The sequence below is a fragment of the Neorhizobium sp. CSC1952 genome, assembly GCF_030378245.1.
GTDB lineage: Bacteria > Pseudomonadota > Alphaproteobacteria > Rhizobiales > Rhizobiaceae > Neorhizobium > Neorhizobium oryzae_A.
This window is the reverse complement of record NZ_CP128416.1, coordinates 1,239,459-1,261,146: the sequence shown is the minus strand read 5'-3', so window position 1 is coordinate 1,261,146 and position 21,688 is coordinate 1,239,459. Positions and strand designations below refer to the sequence as shown.

Here is a 21,688-nt window from a genome sequence, read left to right as displayed (position 1 = left end):
CCTAGGCGCGCGTATAGGTCCAGAGCTGCGCCGGCGGGATGTTGCGGACCACGAAATCGTAATGCTTGATCCTGTAGCGGTCCGGATTGGCGATGATCGGGGAAACGGGACCGTAGGTGATCTGCATCACGGGCCGCCCGGCGGGAATGCGGTCGAGCAGGTCTTCGAGCAGCGCGATGCGCCGTTCCATCGGGAAGCTCAGGAGCGGGATCGCCGAGACGACGCTGTCGAAGGTCTTGTCCTTCCAGGCGCCGAGCGTGCGTTCGAGATCGAAGGCGTCGCCGTTGATGAAGTTGACGCCCGCGAACGTGCGGACGAGATGCTGGTAGAAATCCGTCGAATATTCGATCGAGACGAGATTTTCCGGCGACACACCGTGCCTCAGGATCGCCTTGGTGATGATGCCGGTGCCGGGTCCGAGTTCGAGCACCGGCAGGCCGGAAGCCGTATCGATGACGCTTGCCATGCGTTTCGCCGTGACCGAAGAGGTCGGGCAGATCGCGCCGACGCGCTTGGGACCGTCGATCCAGCCCTTGAAGAACCGGATTTCCTCATCGAACTTGCGGCCAAGCCGCTCCTTCAGGCGCAACTCCATGGATATGTCCTCTCCCTTTCTGCCCCTATGTGGCCCCGCATGCCGCAAAAGCAAGAGAAAATGTCGCTGCGGGAAAATGCAAGGAAAAAGGCGGCTGGAATTTTCCCAGCCGCCTCAAATGGTTAGACGCGCATCGGCATCAGGACGTAGAGAGCGTCGTCTCCCGCCGTGTCGCGCACCAGCGTCGGTGAACCCGCATCCGCCAGCATGAAGATCGCGTCCTCGCCGGAAAGCTGGGCGGTGATGTCGAGGAGGTATTTGGCGTTGAAGCCGATCTCCATCGGGTCGGCGTCGTAGCCGACGGCCACTTCTTCGGTGGCGCTGCCGGAATCCGGATTGTTGACCGTCAGCATGAGCTGACCGTCCGTCAGCGACAGCTTCACCGCGCGGCCGCGCTCGGAGGAAATCGTCGAGACGCGGTCGACGGCCTTGGTGAAGCTTTCGCAATCGACCCGCATTTCCTTGTCGTTGCCGGTCGGGATGACGCGCTGGTAATCCGGGAAAGTGCCGTCGATCAGCTTGGAGGTCATCACGATCGTGCCGATCGTCAGGCGGATCTTGGCGTCGGACACTTCGACGGTGACGGCTGCTTCCGGATCGTCGACCAGCTTCTGGAGTTCGCCGACCGTCTTGCGCGGGATGATGATGCCCGGCATGCCCTCGGAGCCGGACGGCGCCTGGACGTCGGCGCGCGCCAAGCGGTGCCCGTCGGTCGCGACGGCGCGCAGCTTCAGGTCGCCGCCCGCTTCGATCGTATGGAAGAAGATGCCGTTCAGATAGTAGCGGGTCTCCTCCGTGGAGATCGCGAACTGGGTGCGGTCGATCAGCATCTTCAGATCGGTCGCCTTCAGCTTGAAGGTATGCGTGAAGCTGCCGGCGGTCAGATCCGGGAAATCCGATTCCGGCAGGCATTGCAGCGAGAATTTCGACCGGCCGGACTGCACGGTCATCGAGGCGCCGTCGGAGGTGGTGGCGAGCAGCACTTCCGATCCGTCGGGCAGCTTGCGGACGATTTCGTAGAGCAGATGCGCCGGCACCGTCGTGGCTCCGGCATTCTCGACCATGGCCGGAACGGATTCGGTGATTTCGAGATCGAGGTCGGTCGCCTTGAGATCCAGGCTGTTGCCGGAGGCGCGCATCAGCACGTTGGAGAGGATGGGGATCGTGTTCCGCCGCTCGACCACGCGATGCACGTGGTTCAGCGATTTTAAGAGGTTGGACCGCTCAAGAGTAATACGCATGGACGCTACCGCTTTCGACCGTGGCGGTCCGGCAAGACCGGACCCCGTATTTTTTGTCGGGTTTGTAGGCCGACTGTATGATGTGGACGGGCAAAATGGCAGACAACGGCGGCGAAAAGCAAGAGGTGAACGAGAGGTTACCGGACCAATTCCGCATCGCGGCCGGCACTTGCACACAGAAAAACATGCCATCGCCCCGCCGCCGGGCTTCACTTGCCGAAGCAGGCCGGCTCCATCATAAAGAGCCATGATTATCCGACCCCGCGTGACAGCCCGTGACCGATGACCTGAAGACCGCGCAGCGCGGCTATCGCGTCGCCAATACATTCGTGCCCGCAAGGCCGCTGGAGCCGGCGCTCTATCTGGTCGCCACCCCGATCGGCAATCTCGGCGATATCACGCTGCGTGCGCTCGAAACGCTCTCCGGCGCCGACGTGCTCGCCTGCGAGGATACCCGTGTGACCCGCGTGCTGCTCGACCGTTACGGCATCGTCAACCGGCCCTTCGCCTATCACGAACACAATGCCGAAGAGGCGGGGCCGAAGCTCATCGCGGCGCTGGAGGAGGGCAGATCCGTGGCGCTGGTCTCCGATGCCGGCACGCCGCTCGTCTCCGATCCCGGCTACCGGCTCGGCCGGATGGCGATCGAGGCGGGCCACAAGGTCGTGCCGGTCCCCGGTGCTTCGGCGCCGCTCGCAGCACTCGTGGGTTCCGGCATGCCGTCCGACGCCTTCCTCTTCGCGGGCTTCCTGCCGGCGAAGGACAAGGGAAGAAGGGACCGGCTGGCCGAGCTTTCGAGGGTGCCGGCGACGCTGATCTTCTTCGAATCCCCGCATCGCATCGGCGCGACCGTTGCCGCCGCCGCCGAGGTTCTCGGAAAGAGCCGCCGTGCCTGCGTCTGCCGCGAACTGACGAAGACCTTCGAGGAGTTCCGGCGCGGCACTCTGGAGGAGCTCGCCGCCTATTATGACGACGACCGCGCCGTGAAGGGCGAGATCGTCCTCATCGTGGCGCCTCCCGAGGCTGAAGAAGCGCCGGGCGAGATGGAGGTGGACGCGCTGCTGCGCGAGCTTTCTTCCGCCATGCCAGCCGCCAGGGCGGCGGCGGAAGCGGCCAGGATCACGGGGCTTGCCCGCAAGGACCTCTACCAGCGGCTCCTGGAACTGAAGGCCGGGGGCTGAGGGTGGCGGCGGACGACGACGCGGACCTGAAGCGCCGCAGGGCCGAGCGCCGGAAAGCCCAGCGCCAGAGAGCCCAAAGACGTGGCCGCGTCTCCGAATATCTCGCCGCACTTTATCTCATGGCCAGGGGATATCGCATCCTGGCGATCCGCTATCGAACCAGGCTCGGAGAGATCGATCTCATCGCCCGCAAGGGCGACCTCGTCGTGTTCGTGGAGGTCAAGGCGCGGATCGGCGAACGGGAGGCGGTCGACGCAGTCGGTTTCACGACCCAGAAGCGCATCCGCTCCGCGAGCGATCTCTGGCTGGCGAAACGAAAGGATGCCGCGCGATTGTCGCAGCGCTACGACGTCGTCGCCGTGCTTCCGGGCCGTCTGCCCCGGCATTTTCCGGATGCTTTCTGATGCCTCCGTGAAATTGCTGCATGGCTGTGCAATGTAACAAATCTGACATGAAACTGTTAAGGGGCTGTCACAGCCGGGCCCTATTGCGATCCTCGACCCCAACAAAGGTGGAGAGGACGTCAACATGTTCAAGAAGCTTTCGATGGCCGCATTCGCGGTTGCTCTGTCGGCAACCTCGTCGCTTGCTGCGACCGAAGTGACCTGGTGGCATGCCATGGGCGGTGAGCTCGGCAAGAAGCTCGAGGAGGTCGCCCAGAAGTTCAACGAAAGCCAGAGCGATTACAAGGTCGTTCCGGTCTACAAGGGCTCCTATCCGGAAACCCTGACCGCTGCGATCGCGGCTTTCCGCGCCAATCAGCAGCCGGCGATCGTGCAGGTCTTTGAAGTCGGCACCGGCACGATGATGGCCGCCAAGGGCGCCGTCTATCCGGTCTACAAGCTGATGGCCGATCAGGGTGAAAGCTTCGATCCGAAGTCCTTCCTGGCGCCGGTCACCGGTTACTACTCGGACACCGAAGGCAATATCCTGTCGCTGCCTTTCAACTCCTCCACGCCGATCATGTACTACAACAAGGATGTCTTCAAAAAGGCCGGCCTTGATCCGGAAGTCGCTCCGAAGACCTGGAAGGAAGTCGAGGAATTCTCAAAGAAGATCGTTTCCTCCGGCGCGGCCAAGTGTGGCTTCACCTCCGCCTGGATCACCTGGATTCAGACGGAAAACCTGTCGGCCCTGCATGACAAGCCGTTCGGCACGCTCGAAAATGGTTTCGGCGGCTTCGACACCAAGTTCGAATTCAACGGTCCGCTGCAGGTCAAGCACTGGGCGAACCTGAAGAAGTGGCAGGACGAGGGCCTCTTCAAGTACGGCGGTCCCGTCGGCGGCGACCAGGCCGCGACGATGTTCTACAGCCAGGAATGCGCCATCACGATGAATTCGTCGGCTGGCCGCGCCGGCGTCATCAACAATGCCAAGGATTTCACGCCCGGCTTCGCTCCGCTGCCGTACTACGAGGACGAGATCAGCGAGCCCAAGAACTCGATCATCGGTGGTGCCACGCTTTGGGTCCTGAACGGGAAGGACGATGCCACCTACAAGGGTGTTTCGAAGTTCTTCGCCTATCTCTCCAAGCCGGAAGTCCAGGCTGACTGGCACCAGGCCACCGGCTACCTGCCGATCACCAATGCCGCCTACGAACTCGGCCGGAGCCAGGGCTACTACGAGAAGAACCCGGGCTCCGACGTTTCGATCAAGCAGATCATGCGCGGCACGCCGACCCCGAACTCCAAGGGTGTCCGCTTCGGCAACTTCGCTCAGGTCCGCACCGTCGTGGACGAGGAATTCCAGGCGCTGCTGGCCGGCAAGAAGGACGCCAAGCAGGCGCTCGACAGCGCCGTCAAGCGTGGCGACGAGCTTCTGCGCGAGTTCCAGGCCGCCAACTGATCCTCAATTTCAGAATGCGGGAGGGGGCCGGCTCGCCGGTCCTCTCCTTGTTTGCAAGATTGTTTGCAAGACCTCGCGACGGCAGGCGGACGCATGGATACCAAACGCACGACATTCCAGAACCGCTGGCTGCCCTACGTCCTGCTGGCGCCTCAGCTGGCCATCACGCTGATCTTCTTCATCTGGCCGGCGGGCCAGGCGGTGAAGTCGTCCTTCGAGCGTGAAGATCCTTTCGGCTTCTCCACCGTCTTTGTCGGTTTTACCCATTATGCGCGTCTGATGCAGGATCCGGCCTATCTGGATTCGTTCATCAGGACCGCCGTTTTCGCGGTCGCCGTCACCGTCGTATCGATGGTGCTCGGCCTGCTCTTTGCGGTCGCCGTCGATCGCCTGATGCGGTCCGCCCGCCTCTACACGACGCTTCTCGTCTGGCCTTACGCCGTGGCGCCCGTCGTCGCCGGCGTCCTCTGGTTCTTCCTCTTCAACAGCACGACCGGGATCATCCCCTATTATCTGTCCTTCTTCGGCGTCCGGTGGGACCACACCCTCAACGGAACGCATGCGATGATCCTGATCATCATCGCCGCCGCCTGGAAGCAGATTTCCTATAATTTCCTGTTCTTCCTGGCGGGGCTTCAGTCGGTTCCGAACACCCTGATGGAGGCTGCGGCGATCGACGGCTCGGGACCCGTGAAGCGATTCTTCGATATCTCGTTGCCGCTGCTGTCGCCGACCACGTTTTTCCTTTTCATCGTCAACGTCAACTACACGATGTTCGACACGTTCAGCATCATCGACGCGACCACGGAAGGCGGTCCCGCCCAGTCCACCAATATTCTGGTCTACAAGGTCTACCAGGACGGCTATCTTGGCCTAAATCTCGGTTCGTCTTCGGCGCAATCGGTCCTGCTGATGCTGATCGTCATCGTCCTCACCGTCGTCCAGTTCCGCTTCGTCGAGCGGCGCGTACAGTATTGAGGAGCCGAGGCTCATGGTTGAGAACCGCCCTTTCCTGACGTTCCTCACGCATCTCTTCCTGATCTGCGGTTTCATCGTCGTCGCACTGCCTGTCTATGTGGCGATCATCGCCTCCACGCACGATGCGCAGACGCTGATGAGCAGCGCCGTCCCGCTTCTGCCGGGATCGCATTTCCTTGAGAACTACACGCAGATTTTCACCAACGTCTCGGCCGCCAACGGTTTGCCGTCCTATCCGCTGATGGCGGCGAACTCGCTGATCATGGCCGTGGTCATCACCGTCGGCAAGATCGCGATCTCCATCCTCTCCGCATTCGCCATCGTCTATTTCCGGTTTCCCTTCCGTCTTCTCGCCTTCTGGATCATCTTCATCACCCTGATGCTTCCGGTCGAGGTCCGGATCATGCCGACCTACAAGATCGTCGCCGATCTCGGCATGCTGAATTCCTGGGCGGGTCTGGTCATTCCGCTGGTGGCATCGGCGACCGCCACCTTCCTGTTCCGGCAGTTCTTCATGACCGTTCCGGAAGAGATGATGGAGGCTGCCCGGGTGGATGGCGCGGGTCCGATGAAGTTCTTCAGGGACATCCTGCTTCCCCTCTCGCGCACGAATATCGCGGCGCTCTGCGTCATCCTCTTCATCTACGGCTGGGTCCAGTATCTCTGGCCGATGCTGGTGACCACCGATCCCAGCTATTACACGCTGATGATGGGCATGAAGCGCATGGTCGCTGTCCAGGATGGCGAAATCCGGTGGAATCTCGTGATGGCCGCTTCGGTGCTGGCCATGCTGCCGCCGATCGTCATCGTCATCTTCATGCAGCGCCTGTTCATCCGCGGCCTCACTGAAACGGAGAAATAGCAATGGCTTCCATCGATGTCGAAAGCGTCGGCAAGATCTATACCGGTGGCGTGCGCGCCGTCACCGACATCAGGCTGAACATCGCCGATGGCGAGTTCATCGTGCTGGTCGGCCCGTCGGGCTGCGGCAAGTCCACGCTGCTCAGGATGATCGCCGGCCTGGAGACCATCTCCGAGGGCGAGGTGAAGATCGGCAGCCGCGTCGTCAACAATGTCGAGCCGGCCGATCGCGACATCGCCATGGTGTTCCAGAATTACGCGCTCTATCCGCATATGACGGTCTACAACAATCTCGCCTACGGCCTGAAGAACCGCGGCACGCCGAAGTCCGAGATCGACGCCCGCGTCGCGGAAGCAGCCCGGATGCTGGAAATCACCCAGTATCTCGACCGCAAGCCGCGTGCCCTTTCTGGCGGCCAGCGCCAGCGCGTCGCCATGGGCCGTGCGATCGTCCGCAAGCCGGCCGCCTTCCTCTTCGACGAGCCGCTTTCGAACCTGGATGCCAAGCTGCGCGTTTCCATGCGCGGCGAGATCAAGCGCCTGCAGCGCCGCCTCGGCACCACCTCGATCTACGTCACCCACGACCAGCTCGAGGCGATGACGCTCGCCGATCGCCTCGTCGTGCTGAACGGCGGCCAGATCGAGCAGATCGGCGCGCCGCTGGAAGTCTATCACGCGCCAGCCTCCACCTTCGTCGCGAGCTTCATTGGCTCGCCGGCCATGAATCTGGTCAAGGGCGAGCTGCATGGCGACAGGCTTGCGATCGGGCCGGCGGTGATCGGCCTCAAGGGTTTTGCGCCGACCTCCGGCGCGGTCACCGTGGGTATCCGCGCCGAGGACCTGCGTGTCGCGCGTGCGGATGAGGAGGCTTTGCCCTTCCGCCTCGAATATACCGAGGAGCTGGGCTCCCAGCGCCTTATCCACGGTGCGGTGGGCGATCAGCAGGTCACGGCTGCCGTTTCTCCCGAGACGGAGCTCGCGTCCGAGATGCGCATTGCCGTCGATGCGAGGCGCCTGCATTTCTTCGCGGCCGATACCGGCAGGCGACTGCCCGGCAACGTGCCGGCCGAAGCGAAGCTGGCGCCGGCCGAGCCGGTCGTTTGACGGCGAGCATCTGCCGGCTGCGCGGCGCTTCGGGCCTCAGGTCGGCCTTGCCGGCCGATAAACGGGTTGACCGGTTGCCTTTGAGGGCTCGCCATCCTACATCAGGCGAGCCAATTCTAGGGGACTGAAGTCATGGCGAAAATCCGCAAGGTCGCATTCCAGATGGACCATATCTCCGGCATCAACATTGCCGGCGATTCCACCTTCGCCATGGCGCTGGAGGCGCAGGCGCGCGGTTTCGAGCTCTTCCATTATACGCCGGACCGGCTGACGATGCGCGACGGCAGGATCTTTGCCGCCGTCGAGCCGCTGCAGGTGCGCGACATCAAGGGCGATCATTTCACGCTCGGCGAAAAGGAGCGCGTCGACCTGTCGGCGATGGACGTCGTCCATCTGCGCCAGGATCCTCCCTTCGACATGGGATACATCACCTCGACCCATCTGCTCGAACGCATCCACCCGAAGACGCTGGTGGTGAACGACCCGGCCTGGGTGCGCAACTCGCCGGAGAAGATTTTCGTCACCGAGTTCGCCGACCTGATGCCGGCGACCCTGATCTCCCGGGATCCGGCGGAGATCGCCCGCTTCCGCGAGGAGATGGGCGACATCATCCTGAAGCCGCTCTACGGCAATGGCGGCGCCGGCGTCTTCCATTCGGCCCGCGACGACCGCAATTTCACGTCGCTTCTCGAAATGTTCGGCCAGATGTATCGCGGCGAGCCCTATATAGCGCAGGCCTATCTGCCTGCCGTGCGCAAGGGCGACAAGCGCATCCTGCTGGTGGACGGCGAGCCGGTCGGGGCCATCAACCGCGTGCCGGCCGAGCACGACAGCCGCTCCAACATGCATGTCGGCGGCCGCGCCGAGCCGACCGAGATCACCCCGCGCGAAAAGGAAATCTGCGAACGGATCGGACCTGCTCTCCGTGAAAGGGGCTTCCTCTTCGTCGGCATCGACGTGATCGGCGACTATATGACCGAGATCAACGTCACGTCCCCGACGGGCATCCGCGAGGTGAAGAAGTTTGGCGGGGCCGACGTCGCAAGCCTGCTCTGGGATGCAATCGAAGCCCGGCGCGCCTGATAAAGCGGCTGCCGGCGAAGTGTGAAGCGGCTTTCCGTCCGTGATTGCGTAGAATAGGAAAGACTATTCCGCGGCCTGGACGGAAATTCTTTCGCCTCGTTTCGGATACGGATCGCCTTTGTTCCACGGATGCAACCGCATGCAACCCGGTTGCACCGGCGGCGCGAAATTGTTCGATCAATGTTCTTGTTTTATTCCTGATTCCATGCCAGATTGCAATCGCTGGCGCGGAAAGCGTGTATCGCCGACGTCCAGAAGGGGCTTGGGGGCAGGTTCATATGGTCGCGCGTGTCGGCACGGTTGCATTTCAGGGCATAGAGGGCGTTCCGGTCGACGTGCAGGTCATGGTCGGGCCGGGCAAGATGAACATGCATATCGTCGGCCTGCCCGACAAGGCGGTGGCCGAAAGCCGGGAGCGGGTTCAGGCCGCGCTGCATGCATCCGGGCTTGCGATGCCGCCGAAGAAGGTGACGGTCAATCTGGCGCCCGCCGATCTGCCGAAAGAGGGCTCGCATTTCGACCTGCCGATCGCGTTGGGCTTGATGGCGGCGCTCGGTGCCATTCCCCCCGATGCGCTTGCCGATTATGTGGTGATCGGCGAGCTGAACCTCGATGGAACGCTGGCAGCCGTGGCCGGCGCCCTGCCGGCGGCGATCGGCGCCAATGGGCTCGGCAAGGGCCTCATCTGCCCGGCGGACAGCGGCGCGGAAGCGGCCTGGGCCGGCGCTGAGATCGATATCGTGGCACCCCGCAGCCTGATCGCGCTCGCCAATCATTTCCGCGGCACCCAGGTGATCTCGCGGCCGCAGCCGGCGATCCGCGCGAACCCCGCCAATCTCCCGGATCTCGCCGATATCAAGGGCCAGGAAAGCGCCAAGCGCGCGCTGGAAGTCGCTGCGGCCGGCGGGCACAATCTCCTGATGGTCGGGCCTCCGGGTTCCGGAAAATCCATGCTGGCGGCGCGCCTGCCTTCCATCCTGCCGCCATTGTCGGCCGCCGAGCTTTTGGAAGTCTCGATGATCCATTCGATCGCCGGTCAGTTGTCCGGCGGCAAGCTTTCGGACCGCCGGCCCTATCGCACGCCCCATCATTCCGCCACCATGGCGGCACTCATCGGCGGCGGCACGCGGGCGAAGCCCGGTGAAGCCTCGCTCGCCCATCACGGCGTGCTCTTCCTCGACGAATTCCCGGAATTCTCGCCGCAGGTGCTGGATGCGCTCCGCCAGCCGCTGGAATCCGGCGAATGCGTCATCGCGCGCGCCAATCACCGTGTGTCCTATCCGGCCAACATCCAGCTCGTCGCCGCCATGAATCCGTGTCGCTGCGGCATGGCCGGCGAGCCGGGCCATTCCTGCGCCCGCGGGCCGCGCTGTGCTGCCGATTACCAGGCACGCATCTCGGGTCCGCTGATGGACCGTATCGATATCCGCATCGACGTGCCGGCCGTCTCCGCGGCCGATCTCATCCGCCCCGTGCCGGCGGAAAGGAGTGCCGACGTCGCCGGGCGGGTCGCGGCGGCACGGGAAAGGCAGCGCGCGCGTTTCGCGCGCGCCGGCTCTCCGGACATCCTCACCAACGCGCGGTGCTCCACGTCGCTGATCGAGAAATTCGCGGAGCCCGATCCGGGCGGCCTGCAATTGCTGCGCGATGCGGCCGAGAAGCTGAAGTTCTCCGCCCGCGGCTATCATCGCGTGCTGAAGGTGGCCCGCACGCTCGCCGACCTCGACGGCAAGGACATCGTGGGCCGCATCCATCTCGCCGAGGCGATCTCCTACCGCATGGCCGGCGAGCGGCTCGCCGTGGCGGTGGCGTGATTGCGAGAAGCGAATGGTAACGAGAAGCGAATAGTAAGTAGCGAATAGCGAATAGAATTCTCTCCAGCCGCTTGCGCACGGTTGTTTCTTGAGAAATCCTATTCGCTATTCGCTATTCGCTATTCGCTATTCGCTATTCGCTATTCGCTCATTTCACCCGCCCAGCCCCTCGAACAGCGCCGTCGAAAGATAGCGTTCGGCGAAGGAGGGGATGATGACGACCAGGTTCTTGCCGGCGTTTTCCTCGCGGCTGCCGACTTCGACTGCGGCGGTCAGCGCTGCACCGGAGGAAATGCCGACCGGCACGCCTTCGAGCCTGGCGACGAGACGGGCCATCTCCATGGCTTCCGGGCCGCTGACGGTGACGATCTCGTCATAGATGTGCGTGTCGAGGATTTTCGGCGCGAAGCCGGCACCGATGCCCTGGATCTTGTGCGGACCGGGCTCGCCGCCGGAAAGCACGGGTGATTCCTCCGGCTCGACGGCAACGACCTTGAGGTTCGGATTGCGGCCCTTCAGCACCTGGCCGGCGCCGGTGATCGTGCCGCCCGTGCCGATGCCGGAGACGAGGATGTCGACCTTGCCTTCGGTGTCGTTCCAGATTTCCTCGGCCGTCGTCCTGCGGTGGATTTCCGGGTTCGCCGGATTTTCGAACTGCTGCGGAATGATCGCGTCGGGCAGCGTGGCGGCGAGTTCCTCGGCCTTGGCGATCGCGCCCTTCATGCCCTTAGGCCCCTCGGTCAGCACCAGTTCGGCGCCGAGCAGCGCCAGCATCTTGCGGCGTTCGACCGACATGGTCTCGGGCATGGTGAGGATCAACCTGTAGCCCTTGGCGGCAGCGGCGAAGGCGAGCGCGATGCCCGTATTGCCCGAGGTCGGCTCGATCAGCACCGTCCGGCCGGGGGTGATCCTTCCCTCTGCCTCCAGGCTCTCGATCATCGCCACGCCGATACGGTCCTTGACCGAGGCGATCGGGTTGAAGAATTCCAGCTTGGCGAGGAGATTGGCCTTGACGCCCTTTTCCCTTGCGAGCTTGTCCAGCCGCACGATCGGGGTATCGCCGATGGTCTCGGTGATGGAGGAATAGATCCGGCCGCGGCCCGGCTTCTTCGACATGAGGCTTCTCCCTGGAAAGTCATCGAGATGCCGGAAGATATGTCCAAAGGTTCCCTGAGGCCAGCGGCTTTGCATCCGCAAGCCGTGCCCTTTCGCGGGTGCGACAGAAAATCGCTGCCGAAATATGGATGGGCGGCCATTGAAAAAGTGCCGGGGGGCGGCAGTTATTTCGAGATCGCGGGCTCCCGGTAGGCTCCGCATCCGACCTCGAAGGGGATTGATCCATGTCTGACAGCACTGCCAAGAACCGCAAGCTTGCCCCGCTCGCCACGCCTTCCGACCTCGGAACGAACGCGGTCAGGGATATCGCAGCCGCGCTCACGACGCTGCTTGCCGACGTCTTCTCGCTTTACCTCAAGACCAAGAATTTCCATTGGCACATGTCCGGGCCGCATTTCCGCGATTACCACCTGCTTCTGGACGAGCATTCCGACCAGATATTCGCGATGACGGACGAGCTGGCGGAGCGGGCCCGCAAGATCGGCGGCACCACCCTGCGCTCGATCGGCCATATCTCCCGCCTGCAGCGCATCCCCGACAACGACGCGGATTTCGTGACGCCGGAAGACATGCTGGCGGAGCTCCGGGAGGACAACAAGCAGCTCATTTCCCTGATGCGGGAAACCCACGATCTCTGCGACGAGCACAACGACGTGGCGACCGCCAGCCTGCTCGAGAACTGGATCGACGAGGCCGAACGCCGGACCTGGTTCCTCTTCGAGATCACCCGCCGCGAAAGGTGAGAGATCGCGACCGCCACGATGCCGGTGGTTGGGCTTCGGGTTTAGACGCCCGTTGACCCGAAGCCGCCGGCGCCGCGTGTCGTCGCCGTCGCTTCGGTGATTTCGGCGACGCGCACCCGGGTCACCGGCGCGATCACCATCTGGGCGATCCGCATGCCGCGGGTGATCACGAAATCCTCCTCGCCGAGATTGATCAGCAGTACCTTCACCTCGCCGCGATAATCGCTGTCGATCGTGCCCGGCGTATTGAGGCAGGTGATCCCGTGCTTGAAGGCGAGGCCGGAACGGGGCCTGATCTGGGCCTCGAAACCATCCGGGATCTCGAAGATGAAGCCCGTCGGCACCAGCGCGCGCCGGCTCGGGGCGATCGTCAGCGGCGCATCTTCCGGCACCGCGGCGCGAAGGTCCATTCCCGCCGCTCCTGCCGTTTCATAGGACGGCAGTTCGAGGCCCGCGCCGTGCGGCAGGCGGACGAGATTGAGCTTCGGCGGGGATGGGGCATGGATGTTCATGCGCCATTACTTTGTCCTCGCCGCCGGCAGGTCAATTGCAATGCGGTTCTTTAATCGCTAGATAGCCGGCAATTCACAGGATTTACGATATGCCCGAAACCATTGCCGAGGCGGTCGCCCGCCGTCGCACATTCGCGATCATTGCCCATCCGGACGCTGGCAAGACGACGCTCACCGAAAAACTGCTGCTGTTCGGCGGCGCGATCCAGCTCGCCGGCGAGGTCAAGGCCAAGAAGGACCGCATCCAGACGCGTTCCGACTGGATGAAGATCGAGCGCGAGCGCGGCATTTCGGTCGTCACCTCGGTCATGACCTTCGAATATGACGGCAACGTCTTCAACATTCTCGATACGCCCGGCCACGAGGATTTCGCCGACGACACCTACCGCACGCTGACGGCGGTGGATGCGGCCGTCATGGTCATCGATGCCGCCAAGGGCATCGAGCCGCGCACGCTGAAGCTCTTCGAAGTCTGCCGCATGCGCGACATCCCGATCATCACCTTCGTCAACAAGATGGACCGCGAAAGCCGCGACCCGTTCGAGATCCTCGACGAGGTGGAAGAGAAGCTGGCGCTCGATTGCGCGCCGGTCACCTGGCCGATCGGCCGCTCGAAGACCTTCTGCGGCTCCTATCACCTCGCGGACAACACGGTGCGCGGCTCCGATACCGAGGTGACGCCGACAAAAGTCAACGGCCCGCAATCGGTGGCCGACCGCCTGCCGGAAAACGAGCGGGCCGCCTTCGTAGAGGAGACGGAACTGGCGATCGAGGCCTGCAAGCCCTTCGACCGGCAGGCGTTTCTGGAAGGTCACCTGACGCCGGTCTTCTTCGGCTCGGCGCTGCGCAACTTCGGCGTCCGCGACCTGATCGATGCGCTCGGCGAATTCGCGCCGCCCCCGCGCGACCAGGTGGCGGACATCCGCAAGGTGCATGCGGACGAGGACCGGATGACGGCCTTCGTCTTCAAGATCCAGGCGAACATGGACCCGAACCACCGCGACCGCATCGCGTTTGCCCGCATCTGCTCCGGCAAGCTGGAGCGCGGCATGAAGGCGCGCCTGTCACGCACCGGCAAGCAGCTCGGCCTCACCGCGCCGCAATTCTTCTTCGCCTCGCAGCGCCAGCTGGCGGATACCGCCTATGCCGGCGACGTGGTCGGCATCCCGAACCACGGCACGCTCCGGATCGGCGACACGCTGACGGAAGGCGAGCCGCTGGTCTTCCAGGGCGTGCCGAACTTCTCGCCGGAAATCCTCCGCCGCGTGCGGCTGGAAGATGCCATGAAGGCCAAGAAGCTGAAGGAAGCCCTGCAGCAGATGGCGGAAGAGGGCGTCGTGCAGCTCTTTTCGCCGGAAGACGGGTCGCCGGCGATCGTCGGTGTCGTCGGTGCGCTGCAGCTCGACGTGCTGAAGGAACGCCTGTCGGCGGAATACGGCCTGCCGGTTTCCTTCGAGATGTCGCGCTTCTCCGTCTGCCGCTGGATCTCGTCGGACAATCCGGCCGATCTGGATAAATTCCTCAACGTCAAGCGCGGCGATATCGCCCGCGACCTCGACGGCGACCCGGTCTTCCTGGCCCAGGACGCGTTTTCGCTGCGCTACGAGGCCGAGCGCTACCCGTCGATCAGGATGGCCGCGATCAAGGAATATCACGTCGCCAAGGCGGCGTGAGGGGCGTCGGAAAATAGGGGTGGTGCTTATTTCCATAGCAAAGCGCTACCGTGTGATACCCCCCTCTGCCCTGCCGGGCATCTCCCCCACAGGTGGGGAGATCACGAGTGGCACGGCCACTCTCTCCAAGCCGACCGCTCATCATGTAGCAACCGAAGCCTTCGATGCCGGAGTCATTGTTTGGGGAAGCCGGTGCACCCAGCCGATCTCCCCCCTTGTGGGGGAGATGCCCGGCAGGGCAGAGCGACTGTCTTGCCGGTCAAGCGTTTTGCCATGGCTTATTGTCCCGGATGATGGCGTTGAGGATGGTGAGGAGCTTTCGCATGGTGGCGACGATGGCGACGATCCTGGGTTTGCCAGCGGCGACCAGACGGTCGCGGAATACCTTGAGCATCGGGTTGTGGCGGCTGGCGACGAGGGCCGCCATGAACAGCACGGCCCGTACCTTGCCCCTGCCGCCGCCGATGAAGCTTTTGCCCTTCCACTGGCCCGATTGCCGCGTCCAGGGCGCAAGCCCCGCCAGCGAGGCGATCTGTCGTCGGTCGAGACTCCCCAGTTCAGGCATCTCGGCCAGAAGCGTGCGCGCCGTGGTCGATCCCACGCCCGGAACCGAGACCAGCAGCCTCTCGCGCACACGCCATATCGGCGACTTGCGGATCTGCTCGTCGAGATCGGCATCCAGGCTGTCCAGCTCTCGCCGCAGAGCCGCAAGCAGCCGCTTGATGCTCTTCTGCGCCTGCGTCTCCACAACCATGCGCAACCGGTTTTCTTCGGCCACGATCATCTGCATGATCTGCCGCCGGCGGTCGACAAGCGCCGAAAGCGCCTGGGTTTCAGCATCCCGCAGGGGCCGGATTTCCGGCCGCGTCGCAGCCACGAAGGCCGCAATGACTTCGGCATCGATCGGATCGGTCTTGGCACGACGGCCGATCGCGTTGGCATATGCACGCACTTGCGCCGGATTGACCACGATGACCGCAAACCCGGCAGACGACAGCTCTGCAGCCGCCAACATCTCGAAGCCGCCGGTTGCTTCCAGAGCCACCACACAGGGGCCATCTGCAGAATGCTTCGCCTTCAGGCGATCGACCAGAGCCTCGATGCCGGCATGGCCGTTCCCCACATGGAACACTTCACCGGACGGAACGATTGGAATGTCCAGCCGGTCTTTCGAAACGTCGATGCCAACGATGATATCCATCCTGTCCCATCCTTGCCTAAGCGGGCTTTGCCTGCGCGAGCGGCCCTGGCGACTGTTCGGGTTCGATGGAACGGCGGACGGAGACCCGGGCTCTGCCACGGGCTTGGTGTCCCAAGGGAGGTTCGGTCTTCCATCCGCCACCGCACCGGGAACTAAACCCCCAAATGCGGATAAAGGGAAGTTACAAGGGGGCTGGATCGGCACGTCCTGGAAGGCCATCCGGTCATCCATCCTGTTCACCCAAGCCTGCTCGAACGCCGCCGGCTGTCCTCACCGGAACCTCGAACAGCACCATCGCCGCTTGAAAATGGAAGCGGCGAAGCCTCAACCGAACTTCACCGCCGTCGTATTCCCGCCGCAGACGAGGACGCAGACGCGCTCGGTAGGGGCGGGCACGTATTTGCCGGAAAGAAGCGCTGCGAAGGCGGCGGCGCCGCCGGGTTCGGCGACGATGCGCGCGCCGTTCCAGAGCGCCTTTTGGGCGGCGAGGATTTCGTCGTCCGTCACCAGCACCGGCGGCTCGACATATCTCTGCGCCAGCGGGAACATCAGCCGGCCGACCTGCCTCGGGGCAAGGGAGTCCGCAGCGATGCCGCCGGCCGGCGCATCGACCGGCCTGCCCGCCTTGAACGCCTCGTAAAGCGTCGGCGCGCCGTCGGATTCCACCGCAACCACCTTCACCCGGCCGCGGAACCAGGCGGCGATGCCGCCGATCAGCCCGCCGCCGCCGACCGCGACCAGCAGCGTCGTCATCTCGGGCAGGTCCTCCTCGATCTCCTTGCCGAGCGTGCCCTGGCCGGCGAGCGTCTCCATCTGGTCGTAGGCGTGGACGGCAAGTGCGCCGCTCGTCGCCACATAGGCTTCGCTGGCGGCCAGCGCATCCGCGTAGCGGTCGCCGCCGATCACCAGGTCCGCGTCATAAGAGCGGATGCGTTCCGCCTTGGCGGGCGAGGTGACGCTCGGCACGAAGATCTTGGCCGGCACGCCGAGCCGCATCGCGGCATAGGCGACCGCCGCACCGTGATTGCCGCCGGACGCCGCCACCACGCCGGCCTCCGGAACCTCGCGGGTGAGCAGGTTCGTGAAGGCGCCGCGCGCCTTGAACGAACCGGAATGCTGCAGGAGTTCGAGCTTCAGGTCCACCGGCAGCGCGCTTCCCCCGAAGTCGCGCATGTCGGCATGCATCACCGGCGTGCGGCGGATATGCGGGCGGATCAGCTTTTCCGTTTCGGCGATGCGCTCGGGCGTAACAAGATCGGCGGACATGGCGGTCTCCTTCGGGATTGACTTCATTTCGTTACTTGGCAAAATAACGAAATGCAAGACGTGGATATCTTGAAAGCCTTGGCCAACGACCGGCGGCTCGCCATTCTCGAATGGCTGAAGCGGCCGCGCGAGCATTTCCGCCCGCAGATCGACGGCGATCTGGAGGAGGACGGCGTCTGCGCCGTGCTGATCGCCGAAAAGCTGAACATCACCCCGGCGACGCTGAGCGAGCATATGCGCATTCTGGTGCAGGCGGAACTGGTTCATGCCAAGCGCATCAAGCAATGGATATTCTACCGCCGCAACGAGGAACGGATTGCCGAGCTGAAGCAAGGCCTGTTCGCTGCCTTGTAACGCGGTTCAGAAGTTTCCAAGCCGCTCGCTCAGGAAGTCGACGACGGCGCGCACGGCCGGCAACTGTCCGCGCCGGTGCGGCATCAGGATCGTGGTGGTGATGCTGCCGGCCGTCCAGTCGGGCAGCAGGCGCACGAGCCGGCCTTCGGCAAGCGCGCCGCGGCAGACGGAGGTGGGCAGGCAGCTCACGCCAAGCCCGGCCATCGCCGCCTTCATCATCACCATCGGCTCGTCGGCGACGATCACCGGCTCCGGCGTCACCGCAACCGCGTCCCCCTCTATGGAGACGAGCCGCCAGGGCTCACCGTGGAAATCGGCGGTCACGGCCTTGTGCCCGGCGAGATCCTCCGGCCGCTGCGGTTCGCCATGCGCGCGGACGTAATCCGGAGACGCGACGACGAAGAAGGGATGCGTGGCGAGCTTCCTCTGCAGAAGCGTCGAATCCGGCAGGGGCGCCTGATGGCTGCGCAAGGCGATGTCGAAACCTTCCTGCACCAGATCGACGAACCGGTCGCTGACATGCAGCGAGAGCCTGAGTTTCGGATAGCGGACGGAAAGCTCGGCGAGATGGTCGGCGAGCACGAACTGCGCGGTGGGCACGGCGGCCGTCATCCGCACCGTGCCGCTCGGCTCGCCGAGATGGGTGCGCACGGTCGCCTCCGCCATTTCCGCTTCGATGACCGAGGCCTGCGCGTGCCGGAAGAAATCCCGGCCGAGTTCGGTGAGCGAAAAGCTGCGCGAGGTGCGCTGGATCAGCCGCACGCCGAGCCGGCTCTCCAGCTCCGCCACGCGCTTGCTGACCGTGGATTTCGGCACCCCGAGCCGGCGCCCGGCGGCGGAAAACCCGCCATGCTCCACGGCCTGGACGAAGAAATGCAGGTCGTTGAGATTGAGCGGCGCGGCCATGTCATCTTCCAGATTTGTGAACTTTGGAATGCAATTTAGACGCCTACCGCAAGATCGTCCACGAAATCATATTCACGGCACCACAAGGTTCAGTTCCCAAGGAGTGAAGATATGACACCGATCCTGTTTTATGGCGTGCCGGAAGGATGTTCGTTCGGCTCGATCGTGGCGCTCGAATGGACGGGCGCCCCCTATCGCCTTTGCCGCGTCGACATGCCCGGCGTGGTTTCGAGCGCCGCCTACAGGCCGGTCAACCCGGTGGGCGAAACGCCGTCGCTGATGCTGCCGGACGGCCGGGTGATGAGCGAGAGCATGGCGATCCTCAACCACATCGCCGCTCGTTCGGTCGGCAAGGGTTTCGGCTTCGATCCGAAGTCGGAAAAGTTCGACCGGCTGAACCAGATGCTGGCTTTCCTGAACACCGGCTTCTTCAACGCCTTCAGCCCGCTCTGGCATACGGTCGAACACGAGCTGGAGCCGCAGGCGAAGGAAGCGCTCCGTGCCTATGGCATCGCCAAGGTGGAGAAGGCCCATGCCCATCTCGAAAAGCTGCTCGGCGGCCGCCAATGGCTGCTCGGCGACGAGAAGAGTTTTGCGGACGCTTACTTTGCCGGCATCGCCCGCTGGAACGATTTCCATCAGGCCGTCGACCGCAAGAAATTCGCAAACCTCGACGCGCTCTATGAACGCCTGCAGGAAGACCCGGCGGTGCGTTTCGCCTGGGCGATCGAGCATGGGGAGGATGCGAAGACGGCCGGGCAGTTCCTCGGTCACGTGAGCCTCGAAGAGGCGCTTGGCGAGATCAGGCAGGCGGCCTGACGTTGAAGGCGAGATATTCCAAGCGGCTCGCCCCCCCCACGGCGTCATCCTCGGCCTTGTGCCGAGGATCTAAGCCATTTCAATACATTAGACGGTTGCAGATGCTCGGCCCGAGCATGACGGAAGAGGCGCGGTTCGTCGGAAGCCTTGACGACCGCATAGGCGTTCAAGCCGCGGTGAGGTCCTTGAGGAAGTCGTCGCACCAGCGGGTCACGTCGTGTTCCAGAAGGTGCTCCATCATGCGGCCCCAACGTTCCTTGCGCTCTTCGAGCGGCATGTTGATGCCGCGTGCGATCGCGTTTGCCGTGCCTTCTATGTCGTAGGGATTGACCAGCAGCGCGCCCCGCAATTCCCGGGCAGCACCGGCGAAGCGCGACAGCACCAGCACACCGGGGTTTTCCGGGTCCTGGGCGGCGACATATTCCTTGGCGACGAGGTTCATGCCGTCGCGCAGCGGCGTCACCAGCCCGATCCGCGCCAGCCGGTAGAGACCGGCCAGCACCGGCCGGCCGATCGAACGGTTGATGTAGCGGATCGGCACCCAGTCCACCGTGCCGATCGCGCCGTTCACGCGGCCCGCCTGCTCGGCCACCATGCGCTGCATCTGCTCGTATTCCGGCACTTCCGACCGGGATTTCGGCGTGATCTGCAGATAGGTGACGCGGTTGTGGTGGCCGGGATTGGATTTGATGAAGTGCTCGAAGGCGTCGATGCGCTGGGTGATCCCCTTGGAATAGTCGAGCCGGTCGACGCCGATGATGAGGTCGCGGCCCTCGACGCTCTGGCGCGCCTTCCGCACGATCGCGTTGTTGGCGGCGTTGCGGGCGAATTCGGCAAAGGCCGCGGTCTCAATGCCGATCGAATAGAAGCCGCCTTTGAAGGTCCGGCCATAGGAGGTGAACTTCCCCTCGCTGAGCCGCTCGCCGATCCCCTCGCGCACCAGCCCGCCGCCGAAATTGTCGAGGTCGTGGTCGGTCTGGAAGCCGACGAGATCGTAATGCGAGAGCCCGCGCATGATCTCCTCGTGGACGGGCATGGTGAAGAGCACGTCGGCCGGCGGCCAGGGGATATGCAGGAAGAAGCCGATGCGGTTCTTCAGGCCCATCTGGCGCAGTTCCGCCGCAAGCGGAATGAGATGGTAGTCGTGCACCCAGATGATGTCGTCCTCTTCGAGAAGCGGCGCCAGCCGGTGCGCGAAGAAACGGTTGACGCGGAAATAGCCGGCCATCTCCTTGCGTCCGTATTCGGCGAGATCCAGCCGGTAGTGACAGATCGGCCAGAGCACCCGGTTGGCAAAGCCGTGATAATATTCCTCCACGTCGGTCTTGGTGAGGTCGGTCAGCGCATAGGTGATGTTGCCGTGTTCCTGCAGGCTGAGGGGTGCCGGCTCACCCGCCCCGCTCGATTTGCCGGACCAGCCCATCCAGATGCCGCCGCGCTCCTCCAGCGCCGCCTGCAGAGCGACCGCGAGGCCTCCGGCCGGCGCATCGCCGCTCTTTTGCGGAAGGGTGACACGGTTCGAAACGACGACAAGTCGGCTCAAGGTCTTTCCTTTCGGTTCATGCGGAAACGGATTTGCCGCTATCTGCGAGCGCCGCGATGATGGTGCGCAAGGCATGCGCCGAGGGGAGGATGAATTTCGCGTCCGTCGCGGCCTCTGTTTCGGCGATGCGGATTGAATGCCCGCCGAGCTCGTTCGCCACCCGGAACATCGCCTCGTCGGTCACGTCGTCGCCGATCGCGATCGGCCTGCGGCCCTTGAACGGCGCTTCGTCGAGGAAGGCTTTGAGCGCATGGCCCTTGCTTGCCCGTGCGGGGCGGATTTCGGCCACCATCTTGCCGCGCTGGAGCGTGAAATCCGCGCCGGCCATGTCGAGATAGCGGGGCATCGCGGCCTCGACCGTCTCGCGTTGCGCGGGTGCCTGCCGGTAGTGGGCGGCGACGGCGGAGCCCTTGTCCTCGATGAGGACGCCCGGCCAGGCCCTGGCCTCCTCGGCAAGCGCGGCCTTCAGGTCTTCGAAGGCCTTGCCGGTCTCGATGCGGCTGACGGCGCCGGAAGCGCTGCGCCGTTCCGATCCGTGCAGGCCGGCGAGCGGAAATTCGTAAGGGGCGAAAAGCCGGTCGGCATAGGCGAGCGCCCGGCCGGTCACCAGCGCCAGCGCACCCCCGAGCTTGAAGGAAAGCCCATGCAGGTTTTCAGGCAGATCCGGCGGAACCACGATGCCGTCGGGTGTCTCGGCAAGATCGATCAGCGTGCCGTCGATATCGAGAAACAGGGCCCAATTCCGGGGTTGCAGCGTAAGCCTGGAGAGGACTTCCTCGGCGGATCGGGCAGAAGCCTGCTCGTCCTCTTTTGGGTGTTCCTGGTACGACATGACGCCTAATTTAGGCCATAA

The 21,688-nt window shown here is 63.8% G+C and carries 21 protein-coding genes; 12 read left to right on the top strand and 9 right to left on the bottom strand.

Annotated elements, in window-relative coordinates; all coding sequences use genetic code 11:
- Position 1: 1 nt before the first annotated feature.
- Both pmtA and dnaN read right to left on the bottom strand, forming a co-directional pair.
- Positions 2 to 595, bottom strand: coding sequence for a phospholipid N-methyltransferase PmtA (gene pmtA / locus QTA58_RS06455; protein WP_289672142.1), 594 nt, complete (start codon positions 593 to 595; stop codon positions 2 to 4).
- Positions 596 to 717: 122 nt separating this feature from the next.
- Entirely contained in the window at positions 718 to 1,836 is a 1,119-nt protein-coding gene (gene dnaN, locus QTA58_RS06450) for a DNA polymerase III subunit beta (protein WP_085422074.1), read from the bottom strand.
- Between the two features lie 275 nt (positions 1,837 to 2,111).
- Between dnaN and rsmI the strand changes: the two genes are divergently transcribed.
- From rsmI to QTA58_RS06410, 8 genes are all read left to right on the top strand, one after another.
- Positions 2,112 to 3,017: a 16S rRNA (cytidine(1402)-2'-O)-methyltransferase gene (rsmI, locus tag QTA58_RS06445; RefSeq protein ID WP_289672141.1), complete on the top strand. Its 906-nt coding sequence runs from the start codon at positions 2,112 to 2,114 to the stop codon at positions 3,015 to 3,017.
- A 2-nt stretch (positions 3,018 to 3,019) separates the two neighbouring features.
- Positions 3,020 to 3,421, top strand: coding sequence for a YraN family protein (locus QTA58_RS06440; RefSeq protein WP_234811118.1), 402 nt, complete (start codon positions 3,020 to 3,022; stop codon positions 3,419 to 3,421).
- Between the two features lie 124 nt (positions 3,422 to 3,545).
- On the top strand, positions 3,546 to 4,862 hold the full coding sequence (gene ugpB, locus QTA58_RS06435) for a sn-glycerol-3-phosphate ABC transporter substrate-binding protein UgpB (RefSeq protein ID WP_289672140.1): 1,317 nt from the start codon (positions 3,546 to 3,548) through the stop codon (positions 4,860 to 4,862).
- A 93-nt stretch (positions 4,863 to 4,955) separates the two neighbouring features.
- On the top strand, positions 4,956 to 5,840 hold the full coding sequence (gene ugpA, locus QTA58_RS06430; protein ID WP_289672139.1) for a sn-glycerol-3-phosphate ABC transporter permease UgpA: 885 nt from the start codon (positions 4,956 to 4,958) through the stop codon (positions 5,838 to 5,840).
- 13 nt (positions 5,841 to 5,853) lie between these two features.
- Positions 5,854 to 6,702, top strand: coding sequence for a sn-glycerol-3-phosphate ABC transporter permease UgpE (gene ugpE, locus QTA58_RS06425; RefSeq protein WP_289672138.1), 849 nt, complete (start codon positions 5,854 to 5,856; stop codon positions 6,700 to 6,702).
- A 2-nt stretch (positions 6,703 to 6,704) separates the two neighbouring features.
- Positions 6,705 to 7,805, top strand: a complete 1,101-nt coding sequence (gene ugpC / locus QTA58_RS06420; RefSeq protein WP_289672137.1) for a sn-glycerol-3-phosphate ABC transporter ATP-binding protein UgpC — start codon at positions 6,705 to 6,707, stop codon at positions 7,803 to 7,805.
- 132 nt (positions 7,806 to 7,937) lie between these two features.
- A complete protein-coding gene (gene gshB, locus QTA58_RS06415) occupies positions 7,938 to 8,888 on the top strand; it encodes a glutathione synthase (protein ID WP_289672136.1) in 951 nt (316 codons plus the stop codon).
- 278 nt (positions 8,889 to 9,166) lie between these two features.
- Positions 9,167 to 10,702 carry a YifB family Mg chelatase-like AAA ATPase gene (locus tag QTA58_RS06410; protein ID WP_289672135.1) on the top strand — a complete coding sequence of 512 codons (1,536 nt, stop codon included), beginning with the start codon at positions 9,167 to 9,169 and terminating at the stop codon, positions 10,700 to 10,702.
- Between the two features lie 153 nt (positions 10,703 to 10,855).
- Here QTA58_RS06410 and cysK read toward each other — a convergent pair whose 3' ends face one another.
- Entirely contained in the window at positions 10,856 to 11,818 is a 963-nt protein-coding gene (cysK, locus tag QTA58_RS06405; RefSeq protein ID WP_085422082.1) for a cysteine synthase A, read from the bottom strand.
- A 224-nt stretch (positions 11,819 to 12,042) separates the two neighbouring features.
- On the opposite strand from cysK, the gene QTA58_RS06400 reads away from it, so the two are divergent.
- Positions 12,043 to 12,561: a DNA starvation/stationary phase protection protein gene (locus QTA58_RS06400; RefSeq protein WP_085422083.1), complete on the top strand. Its 519-nt coding sequence runs from the start codon at positions 12,043 to 12,045 to the stop codon at positions 12,559 to 12,561.
- A 41-nt stretch (positions 12,562 to 12,602) separates the two neighbouring features.
- On the opposite strand, the gene dut is transcribed toward QTA58_RS06400, so the two are convergent.
- Entirely contained in the window at positions 12,603 to 13,073 is a 471-nt protein-coding gene (gene dut / locus QTA58_RS06395) for a dUTP diphosphatase (protein WP_289672134.1), read from the bottom strand.
- A gap of 89 nt (positions 13,074 to 13,162) precedes the next feature.
- On the opposite strand from dut, the gene QTA58_RS06390 reads away from it, so the two are divergent.
- Complete coding sequence (locus QTA58_RS06390) at positions 13,163 to 14,746, top strand: peptide chain release factor 3 (RefSeq protein WP_085422085.1); 1,584 nt, start codon at positions 13,163 to 13,165, stop codon at positions 14,744 to 14,746.
- 259 nt (positions 14,747 to 15,005) lie between these two features.
- Here QTA58_RS06390 and QTA58_RS06385 read toward each other — a convergent pair whose 3' ends face one another.
- Positions 15,006 to 15,947, bottom strand: coding sequence for an IS110 family transposase (locus QTA58_RS06385; protein ID WP_289672132.1), 942 nt, complete (start codon positions 15,945 to 15,947; stop codon positions 15,006 to 15,008).
- A gap of 324 nt (positions 15,948 to 16,271) precedes the next feature.
- Entirely contained in the window at positions 16,272 to 17,213 is a 942-nt protein-coding gene (locus QTA58_RS06380; protein ID WP_289672131.1) for a threonine/serine dehydratase, read from the bottom strand.
- A 51-nt stretch (positions 17,214 to 17,264) separates the two neighbouring features.
- Here QTA58_RS06380 and QTA58_RS06375 point away from each other — a divergent pair, with 51 nt between their 5' ends.
- Entirely contained in the window at positions 17,265 to 17,567 is a 303-nt protein-coding gene (locus QTA58_RS06375; RefSeq protein ID WP_289672130.1) for a metalloregulator ArsR/SmtB family transcription factor, read from the top strand.
- Positions 17,568 to 17,573: 6 nt separating this feature from the next.
- On the opposite strand, the gene QTA58_RS06370 is transcribed toward QTA58_RS06375, so the two are convergent.
- Positions 17,574 to 18,473, bottom strand: a complete 900-nt coding sequence (locus QTA58_RS06370; RefSeq protein ID WP_289672129.1) for a LysR substrate-binding domain-containing protein — start codon at positions 18,471 to 18,473, stop codon at positions 17,574 to 17,576.
- Positions 18,474 to 18,584: 111 nt separating this feature from the next.
- Between QTA58_RS06370 and QTA58_RS06365 the strand changes: the two genes are divergently transcribed.
- Entirely contained in the window at positions 18,585 to 19,292 is a 708-nt protein-coding gene (locus QTA58_RS06365) for a glutathione S-transferase family protein (RefSeq protein ID WP_289672128.1), read from the top strand.
- Positions 19,293 to 19,458: 166 nt separating this feature from the next.
- Here the strand turns inward: QTA58_RS06365 and otsA are convergent, their stop codons facing one another.
- Positions 19,459 to 20,835, bottom strand: a complete 1,377-nt coding sequence (gene otsA, locus QTA58_RS06360) for an alpha,alpha-trehalose-phosphate synthase (UDP-forming) (RefSeq protein WP_085422090.1) — start codon at positions 20,833 to 20,835, stop codon at positions 19,459 to 19,461.
- Positions 20,836 to 20,851: 16 nt separating this feature from the next.
- Entirely contained in the window at positions 20,852 to 21,667 is an 816-nt protein-coding gene (gene otsB / locus QTA58_RS06355) for a trehalose-phosphatase (protein ID WP_289672127.1), read from the bottom strand.
- Positions 21,668 to 21,688 lie beyond the last annotated feature (21 nt).

Excerpts from the sequence above, each read along its gene's own strand:
- ugpB (WP_289672140.1), top strand. The coding sequence starts at position 3,546 with ATGTTCAAGAAGCTTTCGATGGCCGCATTCGCGGTTGCTCTGTCGGCA.
- QTA58_RS06410 (WP_289672135.1), top strand. The coding sequence starts at position 9,167 with ATGGTCGCGCGTGTCGGCACGGTTGCATTTCAGGGCATAGAGGGCGTT.
- ugpE (WP_289672138.1), top strand. The coding sequence starts at position 5,854 with ATGGTTGAGAACCGCCCTTTCCTGACGTTCCTCACGCATCTCTTCCTG.
- otsB (WP_289672127.1), bottom strand. The coding sequence starts at position 21,667 with ATGTCGTACCAGGAACACCCAAAAGAGGACGAGCAGGCTTCTGCCCGA.
- ugpA (WP_289672139.1), top strand. The coding sequence starts at position 4,956 with ATGGATACCAAACGCACGACATTCCAGAACCGCTGGCTGCCCTACGTC.
- cysK (WP_085422082.1), bottom strand. The coding sequence starts at position 11,818 with ATGTCGAAGAAGCCGGGCCGCGGCCGGATCTATTCCTCCATCACCGAG.
- pmtA (WP_289672142.1), bottom strand. The coding sequence starts at position 595 with ATGGAGTTGCGCCTGAAGGAGCGGCTTGGCCGCAAGTTCGATGAGGAA.
- dut (WP_289672134.1), bottom strand. The coding sequence starts at position 13,073 with ATGAACATCCATGCCCCATCCCCGCCGAAGCTCAATCTCGTCCGCCTG.
- QTA58_RS06390 (WP_085422085.1), top strand. The coding sequence starts at position 13,163 with ATGCCCGAAACCATTGCCGAGGCGGTCGCCCGCCGTCGCACATTCGCG.
- QTA58_RS06365 (WP_289672128.1), top strand. The coding sequence starts at position 18,585 with ATGACACCGATCCTGTTTTATGGCGTGCCGGAAGGATGTTCGTTCGGC.
- dnaN (WP_085422074.1), bottom strand. The coding sequence starts at position 1,836 with ATGCGTATTACTCTTGAGCGGTCCAACCTCTTAAAATCGCTGAACCAC.
- ugpC (WP_289672137.1), top strand. The coding sequence starts at position 6,705 with ATGGCTTCCATCGATGTCGAAAGCGTCGGCAAGATCTATACCGGTGGC.
- gshB (WP_289672136.1), top strand. The coding sequence starts at position 7,938 with ATGGCGAAAATCCGCAAGGTCGCATTCCAGATGGACCATATCTCCGGC.
- QTA58_RS06385 (WP_289672132.1), bottom strand. The coding sequence starts at position 15,947 with ATGGATATCATCGTTGGCATCGACGTTTCGAAAGACCGGCTGGACATT.
- QTA58_RS06380 (WP_289672131.1), bottom strand. The coding sequence starts at position 17,213 with ATGTCCGCCGATCTTGTTACGCCCGAGCGCATCGCCGAAACGGAAAAG.
- QTA58_RS06375 (WP_289672130.1), top strand. The coding sequence starts at position 17,265 with ATGCAAGACGTGGATATCTTGAAAGCCTTGGCCAACGACCGGCGGCTC.
- QTA58_RS06370 (WP_289672129.1), bottom strand. The coding sequence starts at position 18,473 with ATGGCCGCGCCGCTCAATCTCAACGACCTGCATTTCTTCGTCCAGGCC.
- QTA58_RS06400 (WP_085422083.1), top strand. The coding sequence starts at position 12,043 with ATGTCTGACAGCACTGCCAAGAACCGCAAGCTTGCCCCGCTCGCCACG.